This is a genomic window from Oleiphilus sp. HI0061 (assembly GCF_001635675.1).
The window spans coordinates 1-20445 of the sequence record NZ_LWFE01001013.1 but is presented as its reverse complement, the minus strand read 5'-3'; the positions used below and the strand labels follow the sequence as shown (position 1 = coordinate 20445).

Below are 20445 nucleotides of genomic sequence, written 5' to 3'. Positions count from 1 at the left end.
TGCCATTTAATTACTCTGTACTGATTCCACCAGGTCACCGGGGTCATGATGCCTGGTTTAAAAAGCACGATAAAGACTCGCAAACCAGCTTATGGATTACTTGTGATAGCTTTTTGAACTATGAACGCATGTCTAACCAGCCGATTGCAAAAGTCATGCAGAAAGTGCTTGGCGCTGCACCGGGTTTAAAAATGAGTCAAGTGATCAAGTGGTTTCTTCTTGACGATAAGGCCACGTTTAAACAGTGGGCATTGAAGCAAATAGACAATGACCAACCAGCAATCTTAATTCCAAGTCATGGAGAAGTGTTAGCCTCAGCAGAACTACCAATGAAACTTATTTCCCTGTTAAATAAGCGCTTATAACCGGCCTTTAGATAGTCACTGAGCCGCTATCATTTCAGCTAGTACTTGCAATAGAGTTTTTTAATTTCCTGCTGAAATTCGCGCTCTTCTCTTGGCAGATAAAGCTTATACTTGCGCTGAATAATCTCTCGGCGCACGATATAGTCACACCAATAAGCTTTGTTCTCGGGCATCCACTGGGTCGGCGACTTCCCTGCGCGGGCTTTTTTGCTCATGGAAGCTACCGGCACGATGTTATCTGAATCGCTCACCAGCTCCATACGTTGAGCATGAGACCAGTACGCACCACCGTAACGGTGGGCTTCTCTATAGCTCACCAACTGATCTAGTGCGATATCACCTAACTCAGTAATAACTTCGGTGGTATAGGGGTCAAGCCATTCGCCTTCGACAACGAAAACACAGTCACCTTTTTTGGCATAGCGAATATCGACTGTACTCGCTGTTGCCAGCGCTTGTGTATAAGCTTTTTGGCAACTTCGTGTTCTAGGTTGCCAATCTCTTGGGGAAAAAGGCCGGTCTTTCGCAGCAGCTGCCTCGGTTCCTTTATGAATTGTAAAGCAAGGCTCCGCATAACACTTATACTCACCTTTCTCATAATAGCCACCAATAAAGTCCAGCCCTTCGGGAGGCTCGGCACCAACCAACGAGGATGCACAAGCCAACACGCAATATATAACAAGACGAAGACTCTTCCTGCATTCGCGCATACAGCGACCCTTGATACTCGAAACAGCCCTACTCATCCATACCTCTTGCGTATTCTATCCATATTACATCACTCGCCAGGAGATTCTCTTACTCCAAGTCTATAGCGCGGAACCTTAAACCTTCCTCTGTAATTTGTTAAGTGCTTTAAGTCATAGTTGTGAAACGGATATAAAGTCTCTTTCGTCGTTAAGCAAAGAATTCGACCTGATTCACTGCATAGCTTTCAATGCTGCGATACAATAGCGCCTATATTTTTTACACCGAAGCAAATACGGACTGCTTTTCACAATGTTCCCTAGATTTTTCATTATATCGCTACTTTCTCTTTTCTGCGTCAGCGCTCATTCAGCAAAACTCGAGCAGAAAACTGTTTGCACATGGGACCCAGTTGGCCAGAACGGCCCAGTCATTGCATTCTTCTCAGACCTTACCCCGATTGCCCAAACCTGGGGGCTCGACCTGTCATTTATTGCTTATGAAGATGAAAATCTTGTGGCTTCAGATCTTAAGGAAGGTAAGTGTGATATCGGCATCGTTACTGCAATTCTGTCACGAGACTTTGTACAATTTGCCGGCACTCTCGATGCCATTGGCGGCATTACCTCGGAACGAAAACTTCATAAAACTCTGGCAGCCATTACCTCCCCAAAAGCCGTTGAATTAATGTCGGACGGTGACTATGAAGTCGTCGCTTCACTACCCGTTGGCTCCATGTTCGCTTTCGTAAACGACAAGAAAATTAAAGGAATCAATGACTTTAAGGGTAAAACTCTTGCGGTGCTAAATGGCGACATCCAAACGCGCATGTTTGCAGAACTCTCGGGGGCGGTTCCTATCAAGGTGACACTTTCAAATTTCTCTGAGCATTTTAACAATGGAGGACTGGATATCGTCCTCATGCCCGCGCTAGCCTATAACACCTTCGAACTATATAAAGGTCTTGGCGAGCGAGGGGGAATTCTTGATATACGCTTGTTTTACGGCATGCTCCAGGCTATCTCTATCAAGTCTGAGTTTAGCGAAGACTTCGGTACTAAAATGCGCCACTATATTGTTAACCGGATGAATAATATTTCCACCCTTATTAACAATGCCGAAAAACAGATCCCCAAAAAATATTGGATCAGAACCGACCAGTCGACCAAAGATGAGTTAGAGGATTTCTACAAGAATATTCGTTTAACGCTTAAGGTTACAGATCGCTTTGATGCCCGCGCTTTATCCTTATTATGGAAAATACGCTGCCATACCTCTCCTCATCGAGAAGAGTGCATCATGCCTAAGTAATCGACTCGCCTTACGATAGCACTAGTCACACATTCTGAGAGGGATCGTTGCTAACGAAGACTCGCCCCCCTTCCAGCGGTAGATTTGCATCGATGGCGAGTCGCACTGTCGACATGATATTCCGCAAATATCATTCGCCAGACAATGCTCTACCCGCCCTTTTCTAAGCCAAATATCCAGCATCCCTCTAACGGCCTCGACACTGCTGTCAAAGTGCAAAGCGATATCTTCCAGACTCGCCTGCTGACACTGCTGCAAATACGCTTTTATATCAGACAAAATCATAATAAAGCACCCTCAGGCTGAAGCTTGGACGCGATAGCTTCATCCTCATCGCCCTGTCTTCTTAAAACCACTATGACCAGAGCAAACAAGGCTGAAATAACGGCTAAGTGTGCGGCAGAACTTATAGGATGCTGAGTAAAGGTCGCAAGTTGATAAAACGCGGTGGCATTAAAGTAGGCGACACCTGTTGTCCACAATGCAACAAAGCCCGCCCAGGAACGCCCGGTTTCGCGGACAATTGCACCAATCGTCGCCACACAAGGAAAGTAGAGCAAAATAAATAGCAGATAAGAGAAAGCGCCTGCTTGGCCATTAAAACGTTCGACCATTTCGCCAAAGGTTCCACGGCTCACTTCCTGTGCTTCAGCGGCGGCATCGATATTGCTGATATCGCCCACATCTAAGCCTAAGGGATCAAACAGCATATCCCCTATAGCAGAAAAGTTTTCCGGTACTGTTGCCAATGCTTCACTCAGGCTAGCTCCCAGATCAAAGCCCTGCTCTTGCGCTTCACCTTCGCTCGCTAATTGCCCATATAGTGAATCCAAGGTGCCCACAACGGCTTCTTTAGCTAAGACCCCGGTAAAGATGCCAACCGTAGCAGGCCAATTTTCTTCACTAATGCCCATAGGAGAGAACATCGGCGTAAGCGTTTTGCTCACTTCGCTTAAGACCGAGTCTTCAGAATCTTCATTCCCGAAAGAGCCGTCCGTGCCAATCGAGTTGAGCACATTTAGCGCCAGCACCATCAGAACAATCACCTTCCCGGCATCGCGGATGAAAAGCTTTACTCTATCCCAGGTTCTTAATAATACGGCTTTTAAGGTGGGCAAGTGATAAGGAGGCAGCTCCATCATAAAACCGCTGCTTTCGCCCTGAAGAAGGGTTTTACGCATAATTAAACCCGTTAGAACAGCAACAGCAATACCTGCCAAATAAAGAATAAACACTAGATTTTGACCATTGTCAGGAAAGAAGGCCGCCGCAAACAATACGTATACAGGTAGACGCGCACCACATGACATAAAAGGATTCATCAAAATAGTAAGCTTTCTTTCTCGCTGGTTTTCCAGGGTTCGCGTCGCCATGACAGCGGGAACATTACAACCAAAACCAACGATCATCGGTACAAAGGCTTTACCTGGCAGACCAATCTTACGCATAGCTCTATCCATCACAAAGGCTGCGCGTGCCATATAGCCGCTATCCTCAAGTGCGGATAAAAACAAATACAAGCAAACAATAATAGGAATAAAGGTAGAGACAACCTGAATGCCCCCTCCAATACCATCTGCCAAAAACACCTTGCTCCATTCAGGCAAGCCAAGCAGCCCCATCAGATGCGCAGTGCCATCAACAAAAATTGCACCCACGCCCATATCGAAGAGGTCAATAAAGGCACCGCCAACGTTGATCGTAAAGGTAAACATCGCATACATAACCAGTAAGAATATACCGATTCCCAAGCGCTTCCCGAGTACAATATGGTCTATCTTATCAGATAGATTCTTGCCCACGACACCAGCTTCCTTTATTACCTCTTGCGATAAGCAATGTGCATGATTAAAGCGCCCATCAGCAATATGTATGTCGACGTCTTCCCCGGTTCTTTCTTCAATCTTGCTCTGCCAATGGGAAACCCTTGATAGCAGCTCTTTTTGACCAGCCGATTCAATTGCGCCCAATACAGCGCTATCATTTTCCAAAAGCTTAGTCGCGACCCAGCGTTGTTCGTTTGCTTTAACAGTAGCTGGTAGATAGCCGGAAACGGATAGGATTGCCTGCTCAACCAAGTCTTCATGTACCAGCTCGATTGAGTTCTGCTCGCTGGAACTTAACTCGTACTTGATCGCGCTAGCCAAACCTTTCAAGCCTTCCCCTGTCACAGCGACGATAGGCACCACCGGGCAACATAAGGCTTCGCTTAAGCGTTCAACATCGAGACTAATGCCACGCTTGCGGGCAACGTCCATCATATTCAGCGCCACGACCACTGGAACGCCCATTTCTCGTAATTGCACAGTGAAATAGAGGTTACGCTCAAGATTCGAGGCATCAACCACATTAACGATCAGGTCAGCGTCGGCAGAGAGAAGATAGTCCCGGGTAACTTTTTCATCCAGAGACGATGCATCCAGCGAGTAAATACCTGGCAAGTCGACAACGTTTGCCTCGTCTCCTAGCAACTTTGTTCGCCCTGCTTTGCGCTCAACCGTTACGCCAGGCCAATTACCTGTGGTTTGTCTAATTCCTGTAAATTGATTAAAAAGGGCTGACTTACCACAATTAGGGTTGCCACCCAGAGCGATGGTTAACATAGGCTTAGGCCTCTGAAGCTGCTAGCAAGGAGAAACTTTAAGATGACGGGCAATACTATCGCCCAAGGCGATTCTCGTTCCACGATTTGCGAGAACCAAACCGTGTCGGCGACGTTGGAGCAAGCAGACCTCACTACCCACACGCAAACCAAGCCCTATCATTTTTCTGGCAAGGCTTTTACCGCCACTGATCTGTGTAATGGTTGCGTTCTGACCTTCTGATAATCGATCCATACTTAAGCTTTGCGTCATCAAGATTCACCTCACAAACAATAATAGGAATGATTCGTATCTAAAGGCTATCAATAGAACTTAATGAATACCATTGAAGCTTAATAGGAATCAATCTCGTTTGACTTAGATCAATTATTGGCAAGCTTAGGCTGATAAGAGTAGGTAATGACTTACCTCCTATTGGTTATAAAAGAGAGAGCGAAAATTTTCTCAACCCTTTTCCCAATTGAGGTTAGAATAGAAGCTCTAAACCAAAACCGAAGCACTCTATGAGAACCGTCAAAGATTTCCACTTCGTTAAACGCTTACTCAAAACGCTTTATATCAAAGATATCGTAATAGCGAAGTCCTCTGAAGACCTTGATACGATTCTGGCTCAGGAGCCGCGTTTAATTATCGCGCTAAATCATGGGCCGATGATGGGTGCGCTGGCAGGTTTGGTTGGCCTGGCAGATTCCATGCAAAAGCATGGTGGAGAGAAGCGTTCGCCCTTCGGTATCACCTGGCGAAAGTTTTACGAGCTGCCCATCGCGAAACAATTACTTAGCTTTCTCACGCAGATTAACCACGGAGTAGGTTTTGATGAAGCCTGTGTATTATTACAAGAAGAAGGCTTTACTGATTGCGTTATTATGCCCGAGGGCGAGCTGTGTAATTTTGGCGACGGCGTTGCGGTGCTTCCTTTTCTCAGCCCTCGCTTTATTGAGCTGGCACTCGTTAACCAGTGCCCGGTTTTAATCGCCGTCCATCACGGCTCTGATCGCTGGGCCATGCCAATTAAGTTAGACCGACGCTTAGAGCCTCTATTCAAGTGGCTTCCTCAACATATGCACGAGACGATTAAGCATTCAAGAACACTTAGTATTCCCAAGCCGGTCAAAAAGAAGATTCCCAAGCTGTATATGAGCTTTGCACGGTACCAGCCAAGCCTAAGCTTGAAAACACTGAGCGACAATAAGGAGCAGCGCAATCAGCAACTCCATAAAGAAGCCGAGATTGTTAGAGACAAAATGAAGAAAATGATCTCCCTGATCATCACAGAACGCCGACTGAATGACTTGGTTCATTAAGCCTCTTACATGAGTGATTCGATACAAGGCTTCCTTGTCACACGGCAATGGCGAGATACACCACAAGGCGTGCTGCTCAAGTATTGGTTTTATTAATGCAAAACAAAGTCAAACCATATTTGAATATAAATTCACCATTTCTGTATTGTTAAGTATACGCAAATAATAGTTTCAAAAGATAAAACTGCTTAGAAACACCTCACCTTAACGGTTCACGGAACGACAAATAGGTAAAGTATGTGGTTTGGGTTTTAGTCACTGGAATACATATACCGAGCCTTCCTTTCTCGTACAATTTTGATCAGATTTGCATCACGAATAGCAGCATACCCGTGAACGTTAAGCACTGATAAAAAAATACTATAAAGGCTCTCTGGATTAATTTTCTTGCTGAGCAACATCGAAACTTTTGTTTGACTTCTAACTCGCGGACTAAAAATAATGGTATAGCCAGTTTGCGCGGACACTTCTCTACTCAACTGATATATATCCAGCGTTGAATATTTTGGCGCAGACGCACAAAATGTTGAACCCAGCAGCATTGCTACAACTAACAGGAAGCTATTTGCTCTAAGGCTCAGAATACCGGCTGTCATAGATCTTCTAGTGTATTTTTTATCATTTCCTCAAACGAAGGGTGCGTACGCAACGCTTTTAAAGCGTCATCCTTAGTAGCCTCATCTCGATAGCTATCACTTTTAGCAATTGCGTTAGATAAATAGGAAAGCGCCTCCTCATATTGCTGCAGTGCCGTATAAGCACAGGCAAGCTGATAAAATGCATGTCCATTGTCAGGATCAAGCTCTAAAGCTTGCTGGCATAGGTTTGCGGCCCATTGTGGCTCATTGATTTCTAATACCGCATCCGCCTTGTAGGTCAAAGCTTCACAGTCATCGGGCTTGATCTTCAAAATGTCATCATAACTTGAGATTCGATTGCTGGGGCTTGTATCTTGTCCCGCCCTGAGCCAAAGAGATTGAACCTCTTGCGTAAGCGCCAGCGCTTTTCGGTTATCATCAATGTCTGAACTTTTCTGGCTGAGCTGATCCTCAAAGCTTTGTAAACGATGCTCATACTCGAGAACTAGTTTAGAAATTTGCTCATCTGCGATCGATTGAACCTAAACTCAACACCCAAAGCAACGTTGTTACCGACGAAAACGCCCAGCGCTGTTTCGAATAAAAACTTAGACCTTGCATTATCGCCGCCGTAACCGAGCAAACCGAGTTCATTTGCATTACTGTAGCGAATATTCGCATTCACAAAGCTAGTATGATGAAACAATCCGTCGATCCACGCTTTTGCAGCACTTAGATAGAAATCAGTTCCGCTGCTATCTTTAGCGCCAACAAGATTGATCACACCCGCATCAATGAGTCTTTTTTGCTGTGTACCGATACTGATTACCGGTAATGTGTCATAAACCAAATCGCCAAAAAGTCGAACCTTCAGACCAATAATATTTTGTCTCACCGATTGCGATAATGCATCAACATAAAAGTCCTGATGAGCGAAGCTGAATTCGATACGGTCTCGAAAATTAATCAAAGCTCCGTGCACGCTCATATTATAATCATCAACGTCCACTTCACTTGCGACTATGCTGAAACCTAGCTCGTCTCTAGTAGCGTACCCCCCTAACGGCGCCCAAGGAATTAAACCTCCTCCTGCACTACCTTCGATAGAGGTAACACCCGAAGTACCCAATAACTTACTACCCGCTGCATTAACAGAGCTTGTAAAAAACAAGATCAAAATTACTAATGCAATACAGAATTTCGGAGCATAATTCATTCTTCTATCTCACTTGGTCGTCAGCGCCAGCGCTTCTTATTAAACTTAGTATTTTTCGTTGATTTGATCTCAATGACTACGGTTTGTGGAGAATTCACATCAAACTCAGACACCTTAAGAGGCTTTGCAGTGTTTTTTAACAGAGGGTGCCATACAAAAAACTCTGATGGCACTTTTTCCGGCACAGCCAAACTCGCTCGACCTTTACTGTCTGTTTTGCTTGCATAAGGTGTATCTATAACCAAAATATACCCAAGCATTGAATCGTGTATATTGCACCCTAGTGCCACGACGCCTGGCGTTTCAAACTTGATAGGAGATTCCGGCTTGTCGGCGTAAAGCTTTATTTCAAAGCGCTTTGGCTCTGAAAACGAATAAACATGATGTCTAATATTGTCGCTATTCGGAAAGCTCACTAAATCACCGACCTGAGCAATCAATACATGAGGGGCGAATTGCCTATTTTTCTGATCCATTATCAAGTTCGATGGAATACGCTTATTGCCAGACAAGGAAGCATATTCAGATTCGACTTGAAAATAAACGACACCATCGACAAGTGCTTGGCCATTTTGATCTTGAAGCGTTATATCGACAATTCCAGCAGCCTGACAGATATTAAATGACAGCCATGTCACGATGAAGATAAAACCCCGATCGAATGTATAAAGATTTGTAGACATAAGCGAAAATAAAACTAACTGGCAACATTATTAGAGTTTAGAACGAACAGTCTAGACCATGTGATGAAACTCTGTTTTGTTATAAATACTTGGCTAAGCAATTGTCTAACTCGATTGAGCGGTCATATTACGAAAAGAAAGCGGCGTCATGCCAAAACGTTTTTTAAACTGCCTGTGAAAGTGACTGAGATTATTGAATCCTATGTCTAGGGCAATGCGAGTAATGTCCTTTTTAGAAAACGCGAGTTGCTTTGCAGCATCATCGAAACGCAGTTGCAGAACAAACTCAATTAGACTGAACCCATACTTCTGCTTGAATTTTCGTGTAAGCTGGCTCCGAGATACTGAAAACCTCTTGCTCAAATCATCTAAATTGATATCTTCGACATAATGCCGTCTGACCCATGCAGTAATGTGATCAATATGATCGAAACTGATTTTAGAAAGAGCTGTGTCTTGATGCAGCCTCTCCATATGTAGAAGCAGCATTTTTATAAAGCAGTTTTCCGCAAATGATTGGTTCAAAAGAGAAGGTGACATCGAGAGTGCATCAACTTCTTGAATGCATCTTTCTAGATTGTCGCCCTGATCATTATTGGAATGAGACAGTGTCGTTTCTTGCTTTAGTTTTTCTATAAAGTCGTTATTGCATGGCGAACGCATTAAGTCGAGTGTGGCGGGTTTGATACAAGCAAGCAGTACTTCGCTACATGCTGACTCGCCATCAAAAATGGTAATTTTATGCACCATATTACAAGGAATAAAGATCGCGCTTCCTTGTTTTAGTGTATATGTTGCTAGACTATCTTCAATTAATAAGCCCCCACTCAAGCAGACGAGAAACTCATGCATATTATGTGCATGTTCTTTTATCGCCCCTCTTATAAGCGTTTTTTTCATCCAAAAAATATCTTACCCGAAAGTACATAATTTAAATCAGAAAGTACAAGAACCAATGATATAGAAATAATACTATAACTCTTATTATGAACTAATAGTATATAGGATGTAGAAATGATTAAGTTGCACCACTTGAATAATTCACGATCTCAACGCGTTATTTGGGCCTTAGAGGAGTTAGGGCTAGACTTTGAAATAGAATCCTATCAGCGAGACCCTACTACCTACCTAGCTCCAGAAAAACTTAAGGAAGTGCACCCTCTTGGTAAGGCTCCGATCTTGGAAGATGGCGAAAATAAAATTGCAGAGTCTGCGGTTATCATCGATTATCTAGTGAATCAGTACGCTCCAAATCTAAAGCCGGAAATCAACACTGAAGAATATTTAAACTACCAATACTGGATGCACTATGCTGAAGGTTCATTGATGCCTTATCTCGTTATGAAGCTTGTATTTGATAAGGTTAAAACCAGCCCGATGCCTTTTTTTGCTAGACCTATTGCAAAAAAGATCGCCGAAAAAGCAATTTCTACCTTTATAAAGCCAAATTTAATCACACATTTAAGCTATATCAATCATTACTTAAATGGACGTTCTTGGTTCTGTGGTGATGCCTTGAGTGGTGTTGATTTTCAAATGATTTTTCCACTAGAAGCAGCCTGCGCAAGAGGCCTGGCAACTCCCGAAACACATCCTAATATTAGCAATTATGTTGCCAGTATTCATGCTAGGCCCGCATACCAGGCCGCCATAAATGCAGCTGGTGATTACGATTACGCATAGTCTGGCTTAACGCTATACAACATATTAACAACAGCAACCGTCTCCCTGGCCCTAACAAAGAAGGTCTCCGCTAGACCTTCTTTTCCACAGGTCAATCACACCCGCTGTTAATCACCACACCCTATGTTAAAGAAGCGATAAATTGTTCATGAAATACAATGCTATCGACAGGCTTTGAATAAAGATAACCCTGAGCTTGAATACAGCCCAGTTTAATTAGTTCACTCTCTTGTGCTTTCGTTTCTACACCTTCAGCAATCAACGAAAGCTTAAAAGTGTCGCCTAAAGAGATTATTGTCTTAATCAAATCACAATATGGGCTTCGAAGGGGTATGTATTAACAGCTAACCTGCCTGACTCTTGGTTACACGTGATAGCCCAAGAAATCGTCGGGCTCACATTTTCGTTTGACGCTTTCACCTTCTTTCTAGTAGAAGTTAAAGTGTCTAAAAATAGAATAAATCTAGAAGAAGCTTATTAACATCCGCCAATGGGACAGGATCTTTGGCGAATAAGACACTCAATCGAGAATGTGAACTTATCGTGGTAGGAATTATCTAGATAATAAAGAGGCATATCTCAGTAACAAGATATGCCTCTAACTTGGTAAACAATTTCAGGATGTATAATTAGAGCGTTGGCACTTTCAAAGTTGACTGTTTATTGCTGCTATATTCAAAATCCACAAAGTAATCGACACCCGTTGGAGATTGATATTGTGGGTCTTTGGTATCAACAGCTAGAACAAGGCGATGGCCCGCGGGTACATCGTATGCTGTCGTTACTAGATCGAAGTCGACAGAAATTTTTTCGCCGGAGTTTGTGTCTGGCAATGTAATCGCACCATGAGTTATTAATTTTCCAACACCCAAAGCATTCATGTCATAAAGATAAGCAACTAGCTGGATCTCATCGTGCTTTGGTTGTATCTGTAGTGATACTGAAGGATTCCCACGTATTTGCATTTCTTCGCTCAGCCAGCTCGATTTCCAATGGATACTTCTAATATCCGAGGCGGCTGGAATACTCGCTAAGATAGGCACCTCTAACTGCTCAAGAATTTGTGATAACAGCGGAATCTGCGTGCTAAATAAGGTACCGGCCCAAGCATTGATTGTGTTGTCTCTGCCGAAGAAGCTCCAGTATGGGTAGCTCTCCATATCACCATCATCGAAGGCTGAGCGAGGGTGTAAGTAAAAGGTTTCTGTACTGGAATCTTCTATAGGGAAGTGGTCAAAGCTATCGTACTGATCTTCAAACTTCACTTTCATTGTAATGGGTTTAGCGCTTGCTATCGGCGTGTTATCACCCTTTAAGTGATGATCAAACCATTGATAGGTACTTGTCCAAGGTAAGGCTTCCGCACCGATGACTGGAGGAAGTAAGTCTGCTGAAGCATGAGTACCTGAAACCAAATCAATATGTTTTGGCCCGGTAAGCTGTTCAAACATACTCATTAATGAGTTAGGTTGGAACAAATTATCACCATAAGCTTTGGCGATATAAACTGCCGTACCATTGGTATTAAGCTCATCAACATAATTGGATGGAGAGCGAACACCCGCCCACTCCATAACAGCAGGAATCTCACTTAAGTTCTGATTTTTGATATTTGACCAGTGCTGCTCGACAATTGGGTCCAGATTTCCGAGTAAGTTGCCACTTAGTGTTAGTAGCTCACCCCAGACCAAGCGAGGTGTTTGGTTTCCATATAACGAATCTGCCAAGCTGCCCCAAGCACTCATTGCTGAAACGGCTTTTATTCTAGGGTCGTGTGCTGCGCCAATCAAAGAAATACCTGAACCATAGGAAACACCCGCACTCCCTATTCTCTCTGGGTCTACGTTATAGTTTTCGATAAGGTAATCTATCACACGGCTAAAATCATCGATGTCCTTTGGGCCAGCCGTATTAATCATGCCTTCTGATGTGCCGAAACCTCGAGTGCTATAACTAAAAACGATGTAGCCCTTTTCTGCTAACTCTCCTGCTTGTGTTAAATACTCATATTCATTCAGAGCCCAGCTATTTACAAAAATGATGGCTGGTGCTGGTTCTGACAGGTCATTAGGAACAAAGACATTGGCCGCCAAGTCAACACCATCATTTGCCTCCACAATGATGTCATCATTTGTTGTGTAGGCATCAGAGGTCGGGAAGACTCCTTCGTTCAACAGTCCTGCGACAAAACTAAGTGCGGGGATATATCCATCATTATTAGCTTGTGCCGCTGGGACAAGCGCACTTGCAGCAATACTTGCTGTTAGAATTGTTTTAGTTAACTTCATTATTTTTATCCTTATTTTGATGCTCTTAACTAGGCATGTGTTAGTACGATCGTTTGTAAGTTCGATACTCCCTATCAATTTCATACCTCCTTTGTTAATAAATAGTATGTATTGATGAACACATGCTACATCCTTTAATAAGACAAATCGTTTACCAAATGAGACAGTTAGATTGAAATGTGAATAAACTCTCAGTTTTTGAGTGCCTAATAGAGATTAAATAGAACTTAACTGCTGCATAATAGGAAAAGTCGTATTACGGTTTAACAAAAGAATAAATACAATGAATACTAATGCTCGTTTTCCAGGTTGGGGAAGCGGTCAGGTGACAATCTTGCTTGAATATGCCTTATCTAAAGGCCTATCCACTAAGCGAGTATTAGAGGGCTCTGGTATTACACTCGAAAGCCTTGAACATAGTGACCCGTCCTTAGACTAAGAATTGCATGTGATTAAAAATTTGCTTGCTTGTATGCCCACTCATCCTTTTAGAGTAGGCTTTGATGTTGGTTTACATTGCAATGCAAACTCATTCGGTTTGATGGGGTAAGCCCTTCTTGCTTGTAAAACACCAAAAGCTATTATCAACTTCGCCTCACAGCATTTAAATGGTGAATTGAATTTTTCAATCATAAAACCACGTATCTATAAGTCTTCGGTAAAGACGACTTTTGATTATCGTAGAGGCCTGTGTGATAAAAGCGTCGCTTTTGTTCTAGGGAGGGATATGGGCTCAGCCATCTCATTTCAGGAAACCTTGTACAACGATATTCCTGACATTGTCGTAGAAGTTGGGTTTAAAGGAGAGCCTCTACCCGGAATGGAAGAGATAGGTGAATACTATCGCTGCCCAGTTAAGTTCGAGCAAAACGATAATTATTTGCTCAATGACATACGTGTAATGGATATCGTCATGCCATTAGGTAACCGTATGATGGAAAAAATCTTAACCAAACGAATCCAAAAATATGTTGATCAACTACCTGATATGCTTACCATTGAATCAAAGACACAACGCTACTTCGAGGAAAATGGCTACCAAGACTTGAGCAAAGAACAACTGGCTAAAGCGCTCAATATTTCATCACGAACGCTTACACGCTATCTAACAAAAGAAGGGACAAACTGGAGAAAACTATCTAATCAACTTCGTATGGATAGAGCTAAGGAATACTTAATCAGTACACCTGAAGGCATTGAACAGATTGCTTTTAAAGTCGGCTTCTCTAACGCGAGTAGCTTCTCAAGCGCATTTTCTCGTGAGGTAGGGCGAAGCCCACTCGAGTTTAGGCTAACAAATTCTTGGGGGGAAACCCAATAAGTTTGTTAGGGTGGCGTATCATTCAAAGCAGCGAATAACCTCGTTATGGGACGTTAATGATCACTCCTAATAGGCAATATGCCACGTTTTTAAAAAGAGCGGTGCTAGCGCTTCGCAAAAATAAATGCGTGACCTTTCCACAGTTTAAAGATTCGATGAAGCTCTGAGTTACTCGTTATCGAATTACTAGGCCTTTCGCACCTTGAGAACCCAGGCGACTTACTTTTGATTTGATTCCCTGCTGTTTATAGATCTTTTCGAGTAGACCTGTCTTTATGGCGCCATCTAGAGCTATGTTAAATTGTTCACGCAACTCTAAGGCCCCACTCTTCTTGCGAGTAAAGCCGACATGAAAGGCCTTGATAGGTCCGACTGCTTTAGGAATATAGTCAATGTTCCGAAACAAAGGTGCATACTGATCAATATAAAACTGACATACCAGCTTGTTGCATATAAATAGCTCGATGTGCTCGCGGTTCAATTTTTTTAAGTTGTCGAGTGTTGGGTTTTGTGAAAACAGCGGAGCTGTCTTTATGAGCCCTTCACGCTCAGCAGCTTGGAACGCTATAGGATAATGGTAGCCTGCATTTGACCCGATACTATAAGGCTGAAGATCTGATAAAGTCTCCCACGATATTTCTGACGATCTTCTTTTGAAAAATACAGTATCAATTATTGAGATAGGGTTAGAAAAGTATGCAGATTTGCTTCTCGACTCGCTGTAGGTATACGGATATACCCCGTCAACAAGACCACCCTCCACCATTAAAAGTGCTCTTTTTGCAGGGACCGAAGTAATCTTCAGCTGATAGCCCATTGTTTCAAAAATCTCATGTAGCAGTTGTGTAACGCTTCCGACGACTTTCCCAGCTTCTACGAAACTATGCGGAGCATGCTCAACGGTGACAAAGTGAAGTTCTTTAGAGGTCGTTTGGACGCTAAATAAGCAAAGGGTCCAGAAACAAAAGGATGCTCTGAGAAATGGCAGGACATTGAAATCATGCAACATGTTTAATGGTCCTTTTCTGAAACGCGATTTTAGAACCCATGTTAGCCGAGCAATGAGCGTTATACAAACCTCCGGCTCTGTAATGATATTTTTGGCAGGTATCAGACAAACCGATTCGAATCTAACAACTCTCAGATGTCTACTTTGTGGAGAAGACAGACTGTCAGAAAGGTAGTGCTTAGTGCTTCAAAATCAAAATTCTTCGACATCTTTAAATCAGGAGAACTAGGCCATTTCGACAATGCTCTTCAACGGCAGTTTTTGGCTTTAGCCGACTAAGCTTTTCTTGCTACTTGTAAGCTCTAGTTGAAATCTCTATTTCGATAGGTCAAGCTTAGTGCTAGCTTTTTCAATTGAACATTGGCTTTTACAGCCAGCGCTTTCTCTTAAACCAATAAACTAAGCCCGTTGACAGCGACAACATGATTGCGAGCAGGTAAAAATAGCCGTTCTCAACCTTGAGTTCAGGTATATAGTCAAAGTTCATCCCATATAGCCCTGCCAAAAAACTTAGTGGCACAAACACAGCGGTGATGACCGTTAAAACTCTCATCGTTTCATTCAGCTGATGCGCTGATATCGATAAATAACCATCGATCAAATCTCCGCAAATATCGTAGTGCATCTGAGCAAGTGTAAAAAGGCGCTGGAAACGATCATCTAAGTCGTTAATTGCATGCTCGCAAGCTGCCTTGTCGAAATATGCGTACTCATCACTTTCTTTATGTAAGCCTTCACTTATGTCCGTATGATAATTAAATGTCCGCGTCAGTTTTACCAGCCGCGACTTAAACTTTGTCAGCTCTTTCAACTGTTGGTCATTTGCATTGTTTTCGAGTTGCTCCTCAATCTCACTAAGTTGAGTATCAAAATTAAGCAACTTCTCGAGGTAAACACTCGATGCTGCTTTCATTATTTGAATAGCGACCGTCATAGGAGATATATGTTTGAGTTTACGCAAGGCTTTTTTAGATTGCTCTACCCCAACCGATTTAACCGGGTGAACAGTAACCAGAATGTTGTCTTTAACAATGAGTCCAATCGACTGATGTTGGAAAGATATATCATCTTCAATGGCACGAATTCCGCGATACAAAATAAATAAGTGCTCGTCAAAAAACTCGATTTTTGACGGGTGGCTCTTTCGCAGGGTATCTTCAATAGCAAGGTGGTCAATATTTAGCTCTGTGAGCAAACGTTTAATTATTTCATGATCTTCGGTCGTAAGATCAATCCACAGCTTTTGGCTCGTGAGTAAGTCGCCGGAAATTAGATCATCAATCGACATTGCTTCGAGCTCTTGACTCTTACCATCATCAGAGAGCTGGATAATACTTAACATGTCATAACCCTCTATATCTCTATTATTTCTGGCACTTCAATCTCTGGAGCGTCTTCTACAGGCATTTCAAGCGCCCTAATAACATTGAGAATGTTTTCTATCTCGTTCGTATGAATGTTCTCTCGATGATGGCACGCAAAGATTTGTCTAGCAATGACCGGCGCATCGGCAACTTGATAAAGGCTTTTATCGATATAGGGTTCAATTAAACGGTATGGTAAATAGGCACTGCCGCCAAATTCAAGCATAAATTCAAGCGCTATTCGTGAAAGCGTAGTATGAAGAATAGGTGATATATTATCTGAAAACACCTGAGTAAAACTCATTTGAAACGACAAACCCCAATCAATGGCAATATAACGTTGCTGGACTGCCTCCTCTGCTGTTGCGTCAGCATTCGTGCTAACCAAAATCAGTTCGGCAGGGGTAATGGGTATAGATACCAAGTCATTGAGTTTCGCTGGTTCATAAATAAGCGCCACATCCAATGTACGTTCCATTAGGTGCCGGGTTAAGATATCTGGATTGTGCGCTTCCGTCCTCAATGCCATTTCTGGAAAATCGCGATGAAGTCGGTGCAATGTGTCTTGCAGCACCAGGTCCCAAAGACCTGTTGTGGCACCGAGAGAAATTACGTGTTTTTGTTTCTTTCGTAGCGATACATCTTGGCGAGCTCTTTCCCATGCAATGATAATTGTTTCGGCATGATTAATAAGGCGCTCACCTGTCACCGTTAATTGTAAGTTATTCCTAAAGCGAGTAAAAAGCTTCGCACCTAATACATTTTCCAATTGTTTGATACGAGCACTGACCGCTGCTTGGGTAAGGTATAAGTTTTCAGCCGCTTTACCAAAGTGACGCGTATTCTTTACTTCCAAAAATGTACGTAATAACTCAATGTCCATGATGTCGCCTATGTTAAGGCCAGCGAGCTAACCTATTTATGCCAATAGTCCTTAAATATAGTACTAAAGAGACAATTAAGTCTAACCCTATCACCTAAAGTCGAACTCTCACAAATTAAGGCCAAGTATGCATCGCGACCATCACCCTGGCAGGGCGGTTCGTAAGGTATAGACTCGCACATTTTTCGTGCCAAATTTGACAACAAAAAGCATAATTCAGAGGTATTTGATATCTCGGTTTTCCCAGCCAAGTCACTTAGCGATACATACTCGCGACCTGCTTTAAAAAGTTCATAGATAATGTCGTTCGTTTTGCGGCTTTCAATTGGAAGGGTCTCACAAATTGCGCGATACCATGCGGTTAGGTCAGGCGTGCTATTTTCTCTCAGTCTAATTTCGTTCCTGATGTGACTGTCAACAACACCCTTGAGGTATTGAAATGGTTCATCACTATCTAAACCCTCACAATAAGCAACTCTCTCACCCTGCTTAAAAACCTCGCCGGTACTCACTCCGTTAGTGACTCGGTTTACTAGCTTGTAGGTTCTATAAAAACTTTCTTTTATCTGACTCTTTGTTAATCTGTCAGGCATTGTTAAGACGTTCATCATAGTAGATTCCAAAACAACTGATTGATAGCACTATCCTCATTATTGTCATACTAGTTTCGCTATTCGGCCACCTAATAAATTTTGTCGTCAACACAAATTCTTTTCGTTTTACGCTTTAAAAAATCAGGACCAAAATTACGACAGATTTACACAAGCTCAACTGACAATGTTTGGAGGTATCCCAATGAAAATAGCAATCCTATCCCGTAACCCAGAGCTCTACTCTACTCGCCGACTAAAAGAAGAAGGAGAAGAAATGGGGCATACTGTTGATGTCATCGATACAATGCATTGCTATATGGATATTACCAGCGCCAAACCTTCTGTGAGATATAAAGGTAAGCCCTTACCTCTTTATGACGCTGTCATTCCACGAATAGGTGCTTCAGTTACTTTCTACGGTACTTCGGTCGTCAGACAATTTGAAATGATGGGAACTTATTGTATTAATGAATCGGTGGCGATTAGTCGGTCACGGGACAAACTTCGTTCTTTACAACTGTTATCTAGAAAAGGGATTGGCTTACCTAGAACAGGTTTCGCAAATCGGCCTGACAAGATAGATGACTTACTTAAGAATGTCGGTGGCGCACCCGTTGTCATTAAGTTATTGGAAGGCACTCAGGGCATTGGTGTTGTATTAGCGGAAACGACAAAGACAGCCGAAAGCATCATTGAGGCATTTATGGGTCTAAAAGCCAACATCCTTGTACAAGAGTATATTAAGGAGGCAAATGGTGCGGATATTCGCTGTCTTGTGGTGGGAGATAAAGTCGTTGCTGCAATGAAACGTCAGGCTGCGCCTGGTGAGTTTCGCTCAAACCTACACAGAGGGGGCTCGGCTGAAATAGTTCGCTTATCGCCAGCTGAAAGAAAAACAGCAGTCGATGCAGCAAAAACAATGGGCTTATCAATGTGCGGTGTAGATATTCTTCGAAGTGCTACTGGACCCGTTGTCATGGAAGTGAACTCTTCCCCGGGGCTAGAAGGCATTGAAACGGCTACCGGCAAAAATGTAGCGGGGATGATTATTTCGCATATCGAAAAGAAGGCAAAACCCAACGCAACCAAAACTAAAGGGAAAGGTTAGTTATTAGTTGAGGCAATACAAATATTAGTTGAGATATTACAATGAGACAGAGCTTTTCCATAGCAGGACGTGACATCAAACCGGGTGAATCAGCATACATTGAAATGCCCACCGTTGCGCTGTATACCGACACCGAAATGTCGATGCCGGTATACGTGAAACACGGTAAAAAAGATGGCCCGGTATTGTTCGTTAGCGCTGCGATTCATGGTGATGAGTTAAATGGTACTGAGATTATTAGTCGCCTAATTCAAGGTAAACAACTTAGAGGAATGAAGGGAACGCTCATAGCAGTCCCCATTGTAAATGTTTATGGCGTCATTTCACAAAGCCGCTATCTACCTGACAGAAGAGATTTAAACAGAAGCTTCCCCGGCTCGACTAAAGGGTCGTTAGCAGGAAGAATTGCAAACCAGTTTCTGAAAGAGATCGTTTCAAAATCGGACTACGGGATTGATTTACATACAGGTGCGATTCATCGCTCAAATCTGCCACAGATACGAGCAAATTTAGATGATGAAAGAACAAATGAACTTGCAAAAGCCTTTGGCGTGCCTGTTGTACTTAATGCAGATATAAGGGATGGATCGTTGAGAGAATCTGCTGGAGAACTGGGCGTACCAGTACTTTTATATGAAGCAGGTGAAGCATTGCGATTTGATGAATTATCTATTCGTGCGGGTGTAAGAGGCATCGTTAACGTTATGCGTTCATTAGATATGCTTACCAAACGACGAAGCAAGCTTAAATATGAACCTTTTATTGCTAGGCAGTCAGGATGGGTAAGGTCAACTGACAGTGGCTTTATCCGTTATAAAAGAACGCTTGGTGAGCTCGTGGAGAAAGGCGATGCGCTGGCAGATATTCAAGACCCGTTTGGTCGAGTATTAGACACCATCACGAGTCATGCTAAGGGTATTATTATTGGTAAACAGAACATCCCATTAGCACAGGAGGGTGAAGCATTATTTCATATTGCTTATTTTTCCAAGCCAAACGAAGTGGCTGAAAATCTAGAACTAATGAATGACAATTTGGTCAGTGAATCCGAGGTATTGTTAAATGAGCCATGATAACTTTTCCAAGAATAGAAATCTAAGTGAGGAGCAAACAATTGTGGGAAGTTCCTTCGCGAAATACCTGGATGGAAAGATCTTACTAGGTGCAGTCGAGTACGCTGACCTACCTGGACTACATTTATTCAACGTTCAGGTAAGAGTTGACACCGGCGCTAACAACTCATCTTTGCACGTCGAAAATATTGAGTATGAAGAGAGGGATAATGAAACTTGGGTCAGTTTTGATTTACCAAAGGATGTCTTTCCTGACCGAAGGGCGAGTAGACGGTCAGCAAAACTCATCGACAAAAGGCTTGTTAAGACCAATAATGAGGCTAAAGAGAAGCGTTGCTTGATTGAAGCGAGTGTCTGCATTGGGAAAAGTCATTGG

General features: G+C 42.8%; 25 protein-coding genes. 10 read left to right on the top strand and 15 right to left on the bottom strand.

Going from position 1 to position 20445, the window contains the following annotated elements:
• On the top strand, positions 1-365 hold a 365-nt coding region (locus A3735_RS30940; protein WP_197485885.1), incomplete at its 5' end, for a hypothetical protein.
• 38 nt (positions 366-403) lie between these two features.
• Here A3735_RS30940 and A3735_RS12515 read toward each other — a convergent pair.
• On the bottom strand, positions 404-1111 hold the full coding sequence (locus A3735_RS12515; protein WP_156490203.1) for a hypothetical protein: 708 nt from the start codon (positions 1109-1111) through the stop codon (positions 404-406).
• A gap of 253 nt (positions 1112-1364) precedes the next feature.
• On the opposite strand from A3735_RS12515, the gene A3735_RS12510 reads away from it, so the two are divergent.
• The gene (locus tag A3735_RS12510) at positions 1365-2363 is read left to right on the top strand and encodes a putative solute-binding protein (RefSeq protein ID WP_068507699.1); all 999 of its coding nucleotides are present in this window, start codon (positions 1365-1367) and stop codon (positions 2361-2363) included.
• A gap of 21 nt (positions 2364-2384) precedes the next feature.
• Here the strand turns inward: A3735_RS12510 and A3735_RS12505 are convergent, their stop codons facing one another.
• Genes A3735_RS12505 through A3735_RS12495 form a run of 3 tightly spaced genes read right to left on the bottom strand, consistent with a single transcriptional unit; the run spans position 2385 to position 5218 of the window.
• Entirely contained in the window at positions 2385-2648 is a 264-nt protein-coding gene (locus tag A3735_RS12505; protein WP_068507697.1) for a FeoC-like transcriptional regulator, read from the bottom strand.
• Entirely contained in the window at positions 2645-4966 is a 2322-nt protein-coding gene (gene feoB / locus A3735_RS12500) for a Fe(2+) transporter permease subunit FeoB (RefSeq protein ID WP_068507695.1), read from the bottom strand. Before feoB ends, A3735_RS12505 begins: the two co-directional genes overlap by 4 nt.
• 21 nt (positions 4967-4987) lie before the next feature.
• A complete protein-coding gene (locus A3735_RS12495; protein ID WP_068506854.1) occupies positions 4988-5218 on the bottom strand; it encodes a FeoA family protein in 231 nt (76 codons plus the stop codon).
• A gap of 251 nt (positions 5219-5469) precedes the next feature.
• Between A3735_RS12495 and A3735_RS12490 the strand changes: the two genes are divergently transcribed.
• Positions 5470-6270 carry a hypothetical protein gene (locus tag A3735_RS12490; protein WP_068507693.1) on the top strand — a complete coding sequence of 267 codons (801 nt, stop codon included), beginning with the start codon at positions 5470-5472 and terminating at the stop codon, positions 6268-6270.
• Between the two features lie 9 nt (positions 6271-6279).
• Positions 6280-6366 (top strand): hypothetical protein, encoded by an 87-nt coding sequence (locus tag A3735_RS32565; protein ID WP_368664562.1) that lies wholly within the window; start codon positions 6280-6282, stop codon positions 6364-6366.
• Between the two features lie 155 nt (positions 6367-6521).
• Here A3735_RS32565 and A3735_RS32560 read toward each other — a convergent pair whose 3' ends face one another.
• From A3735_RS32560 to A3735_RS12465, 5 genes are all read right to left on the bottom strand, one after another.
• Entirely contained in the window at positions 6522-6812 is a 291-nt protein-coding gene (locus A3735_RS32560) for a hypothetical protein (RefSeq protein WP_369820529.1), read from the bottom strand.
• Between the two features lie 50 nt (positions 6813-6862).
• The gene (locus A3735_RS30935; RefSeq protein WP_068507689.1) at positions 6863-7180 is read right to left on the bottom strand and encodes a tetratricopeptide repeat protein; all 318 of its coding nucleotides are present in this window, start codon (positions 7178-7180) and stop codon (positions 6863-6865) included.
• Between the two features lie 173 nt (positions 7181-7353).
• A complete protein-coding gene (locus A3735_RS12475) occupies positions 7354-8064 on the bottom strand; it encodes a DUF3034 family protein (protein WP_068507687.1) in 711 nt (236 codons plus the stop codon).
• Between the two features lie 20 nt (positions 8065-8084).
• The gene (locus A3735_RS12470; RefSeq protein WP_068507686.1) at positions 8085-8747 is read right to left on the bottom strand and encodes a methylamine utilization protein; all 663 of its coding nucleotides are present in this window, start codon (positions 8745-8747) and stop codon (positions 8085-8087) included.
• A gap of 105 nt (positions 8748-8852) precedes the next feature.
• A complete protein-coding gene (locus tag A3735_RS12465; protein ID WP_068552843.1) occupies positions 8853-9647 on the bottom strand; it encodes an AraC family transcriptional regulator in 795 nt (264 codons plus the stop codon).
• A gap of 114 nt (positions 9648-9761) precedes the next feature.
• On the opposite strand from A3735_RS12465, the gene A3735_RS12460 reads away from it, so the two are divergent.
• Positions 9762-10430 (top strand): glutathione S-transferase, encoded by a 669-nt coding sequence (locus tag A3735_RS12460; protein ID WP_068554155.1) that lies wholly within the window; start codon positions 9762-9764, stop codon positions 10428-10430.
• 121 nt (positions 10431-10551) lie between these two features.
• On the opposite strand, the gene A3735_RS32555 is transcribed toward A3735_RS12460, so the two are convergent.
• Together A3735_RS32555 and A3735_RS12455 are read right to left on the bottom strand one after the other, a co-directional pair.
• Positions 10552-10737, bottom strand: coding sequence for an EAL domain-containing protein (locus A3735_RS32555; protein WP_068508809.1), 186 nt, complete (start codon positions 10735-10737; stop codon positions 10552-10554).
• Between the two features lie 322 nt (positions 10738-11059).
• On the bottom strand, positions 11060-12718 hold the full coding sequence (locus tag A3735_RS12455; RefSeq protein WP_068508811.1) for an alpha/beta fold hydrolase: 1659 nt from the start codon (positions 12716-12718) through the stop codon (positions 11060-11062).
• Between the two features lie 283 nt (positions 12719-13001).
• On the opposite strand from A3735_RS12455, the gene A3735_RS29690 reads away from it, so the two are divergent.
• The gene (locus A3735_RS29690; RefSeq protein ID WP_156490405.1) at positions 13002-13157 is read left to right on the top strand and encodes a hypothetical protein; all 156 of its coding nucleotides are present in this window, start codon (positions 13002-13004) and stop codon (positions 13155-13157) included.
• Between the two features lie 288 nt (positions 13158-13445).
• Positions 13446-14039, top strand: coding sequence for an AraC family transcriptional regulator (locus tag A3735_RS12450; protein ID WP_068508814.1), 594 nt, complete (start codon positions 13446-13448; stop codon positions 14037-14039).
• Between the two features lie 175 nt (positions 14040-14214).
• Here A3735_RS12450 and A3735_RS12445 read toward each other — a convergent pair whose 3' ends face one another.
• The 4 genes from A3735_RS12445 to A3735_RS12430 form a co-directional block, all read right to left on the bottom strand.
• A complete protein-coding gene (locus A3735_RS12445) occupies positions 14215-15048 on the bottom strand; it encodes an ABC transporter substrate-binding protein (RefSeq protein WP_068508816.1) in 834 nt (277 codons plus the stop codon).
• Between the two features lie 367 nt (positions 15049-15415).
• Entirely contained in the window at positions 15416-16390 is a 975-nt protein-coding gene (locus tag A3735_RS12440) for a magnesium transporter CorA family protein (protein ID WP_068508819.1), read from the bottom strand.
• Positions 16391-16401: 11 nt separating this feature from the next.
• Positions 16402-17295, bottom strand: coding sequence for a LysR family transcriptional regulator (locus A3735_RS12435; protein WP_068508821.1), 894 nt, complete (start codon positions 17293-17295; stop codon positions 16402-16404).
• A 32-nt stretch (positions 17296-17327) separates the two neighbouring features.
• Positions 17328-17906, bottom strand: a complete 579-nt coding sequence (locus A3735_RS12430) for a hypothetical protein (RefSeq protein WP_068637616.1) — start codon at positions 17904-17906, stop codon at positions 17328-17330.
• Between the two features lie 184 nt (positions 17907-18090).
• Between A3735_RS12430 and rimK the strand changes: the two genes are divergently transcribed.
• From rimK to A3735_RS12415, 3 genes are all read left to right on the top strand, one after another.
• Positions 18091-18996, top strand: coding sequence for a 30S ribosomal protein S6--L-glutamate ligase (gene rimK / locus A3735_RS12425; protein ID WP_068508826.1), 906 nt, complete (start codon positions 18091-18093; stop codon positions 18994-18996).
• A 41-nt stretch (positions 18997-19037) separates the two neighbouring features.
• The gene (locus A3735_RS12420; RefSeq protein WP_068508839.1) at positions 19038-20069 is read left to right on the top strand and encodes a succinylglutamate desuccinylase/aspartoacylase family protein; all 1032 of its coding nucleotides are present in this window, start codon (positions 19038-19040) and stop codon (positions 20067-20069) included.
• Positions 20059-20445, top strand: a 387-nt coding sequence (locus tag A3735_RS12415) for a RimK/LysX family protein (protein ID WP_068638127.1), incomplete at its 3' end; no start/stop codon positions are given. The genes A3735_RS12420 and A3735_RS12415, both read left to right, overlap by 11 nt.

Coding starts and splice junctions, on each gene's coding strand:
- A3735_RS12515 (WP_156490203.1), bottom strand. CDS start 1,111: ATGAGTAGGGCTGTTTCGAGTATCAAGGGTCGCTGTATGCGCGAATGC.
- A3735_RS12510 (WP_068507699.1), top strand. CDS start 1,365: ATGTTCCCTAGATTTTTCATTATATCGCTACTTTCTCTTTTCTGCGTC.
- A3735_RS12505 (WP_068507697.1), bottom strand. CDS start 2,648: ATGATTTTGTCTGATATAAAAGCGTATTTGCAGCAGTGTCAGCAGGCG.
- feoB (WP_068507695.1), bottom strand. CDS start 4,966: ATGTTAACCATCGCTCTGGGTGGCAACCCTAATTGTGGTAAGTCAGCC.
- A3735_RS12495 (WP_068506854.1), bottom strand. CDS start 5,218: ATGACGCAAAGCTTAAGTATGGATCGATTATCAGAAGGTCAGAACGCA.
- A3735_RS12490 (WP_068507693.1), top strand. CDS start 5,470: ATGAGAACCGTCAAAGATTTCCACTTCGTTAAACGCTTACTCAAAACG.
- A3735_RS32565 (WP_368664562.1), top strand. CDS start 6,280: ATGAGTGATTCGATACAAGGCTTCCTTGTCACACGGCAATGGCGAGAT.
- A3735_RS32560 (WP_369820529.1), bottom strand. CDS start 6,812: ATGCTGCTGGGTTCAACATTTTGTGCGTCTGCGCCAAAATATTCAACG.
- A3735_RS12475 (WP_068507687.1), bottom strand. CDS start 8,064: ATGAATTATGCTCCGAAATTCTGTATTGCATTAGTAATTTTGATCTTG.
- A3735_RS12470 (WP_068507686.1), bottom strand. CDS start 8,747: ATGTCTACAAATCTTTATACATTCGATCGGGGTTTTATCTTCATCGTG.
- A3735_RS12465 (WP_068552843.1), bottom strand. CDS start 9,647: ATGAAAAAAACGCTTATAAGAGGGGCGATAAAAGAACATGCACATAAT.
- A3735_RS12460 (WP_068554155.1), top strand. CDS start 9,762: ATGATTAAGTTGCACCACTTGAATAATTCACGATCTCAACGCGTTATT.
- A3735_RS12455 (WP_068508811.1), bottom strand. CDS start 12,718: ATGAAGTTAACTAAAACAATTCTAACAGCAAGTATTGCTGCAAGTGCG.
- A3735_RS29690 (WP_156490405.1), top strand. CDS start 13,002: ATGAATACTAATGCTCGTTTTCCAGGTTGGGGAAGCGGTCAGGTGACA.
- A3735_RS12450 (WP_068508814.1), top strand. CDS start 13,446: ATGGGCTCAGCCATCTCATTTCAGGAAACCTTGTACAACGATATTCCT.
- A3735_RS12445 (WP_068508816.1), bottom strand. CDS start 15,048: ATGTTGCATGATTTCAATGTCCTGCCATTTCTCAGAGCATCCTTTTGT.
- A3735_RS12440 (WP_068508819.1), bottom strand. CDS start 16,390: ATGTTAAGTATTATCCAGCTCTCTGATGATGGTAAGAGTCAAGAGCTC.
- A3735_RS12435 (WP_068508821.1), bottom strand. CDS start 17,295: ATGGACATTGAGTTATTACGTACATTTTTGGAAGTAAAGAATACGCGT.
- A3735_RS12430 (WP_068637616.1), bottom strand. CDS start 17,906: ATGATGAACGTCTTAACAATGCCTGACAGATTAACAAAGAGTCAGATA.
- rimK (WP_068508826.1), top strand. CDS start 18,091: ATGAAAATAGCAATCCTATCCCGTAACCCAGAGCTCTACTCTACTCGC.
- A3735_RS12420 (WP_068508839.1), top strand. CDS start 19,038: ATGAGACAGAGCTTTTCCATAGCAGGACGTGACATCAAACCGGGTGAA.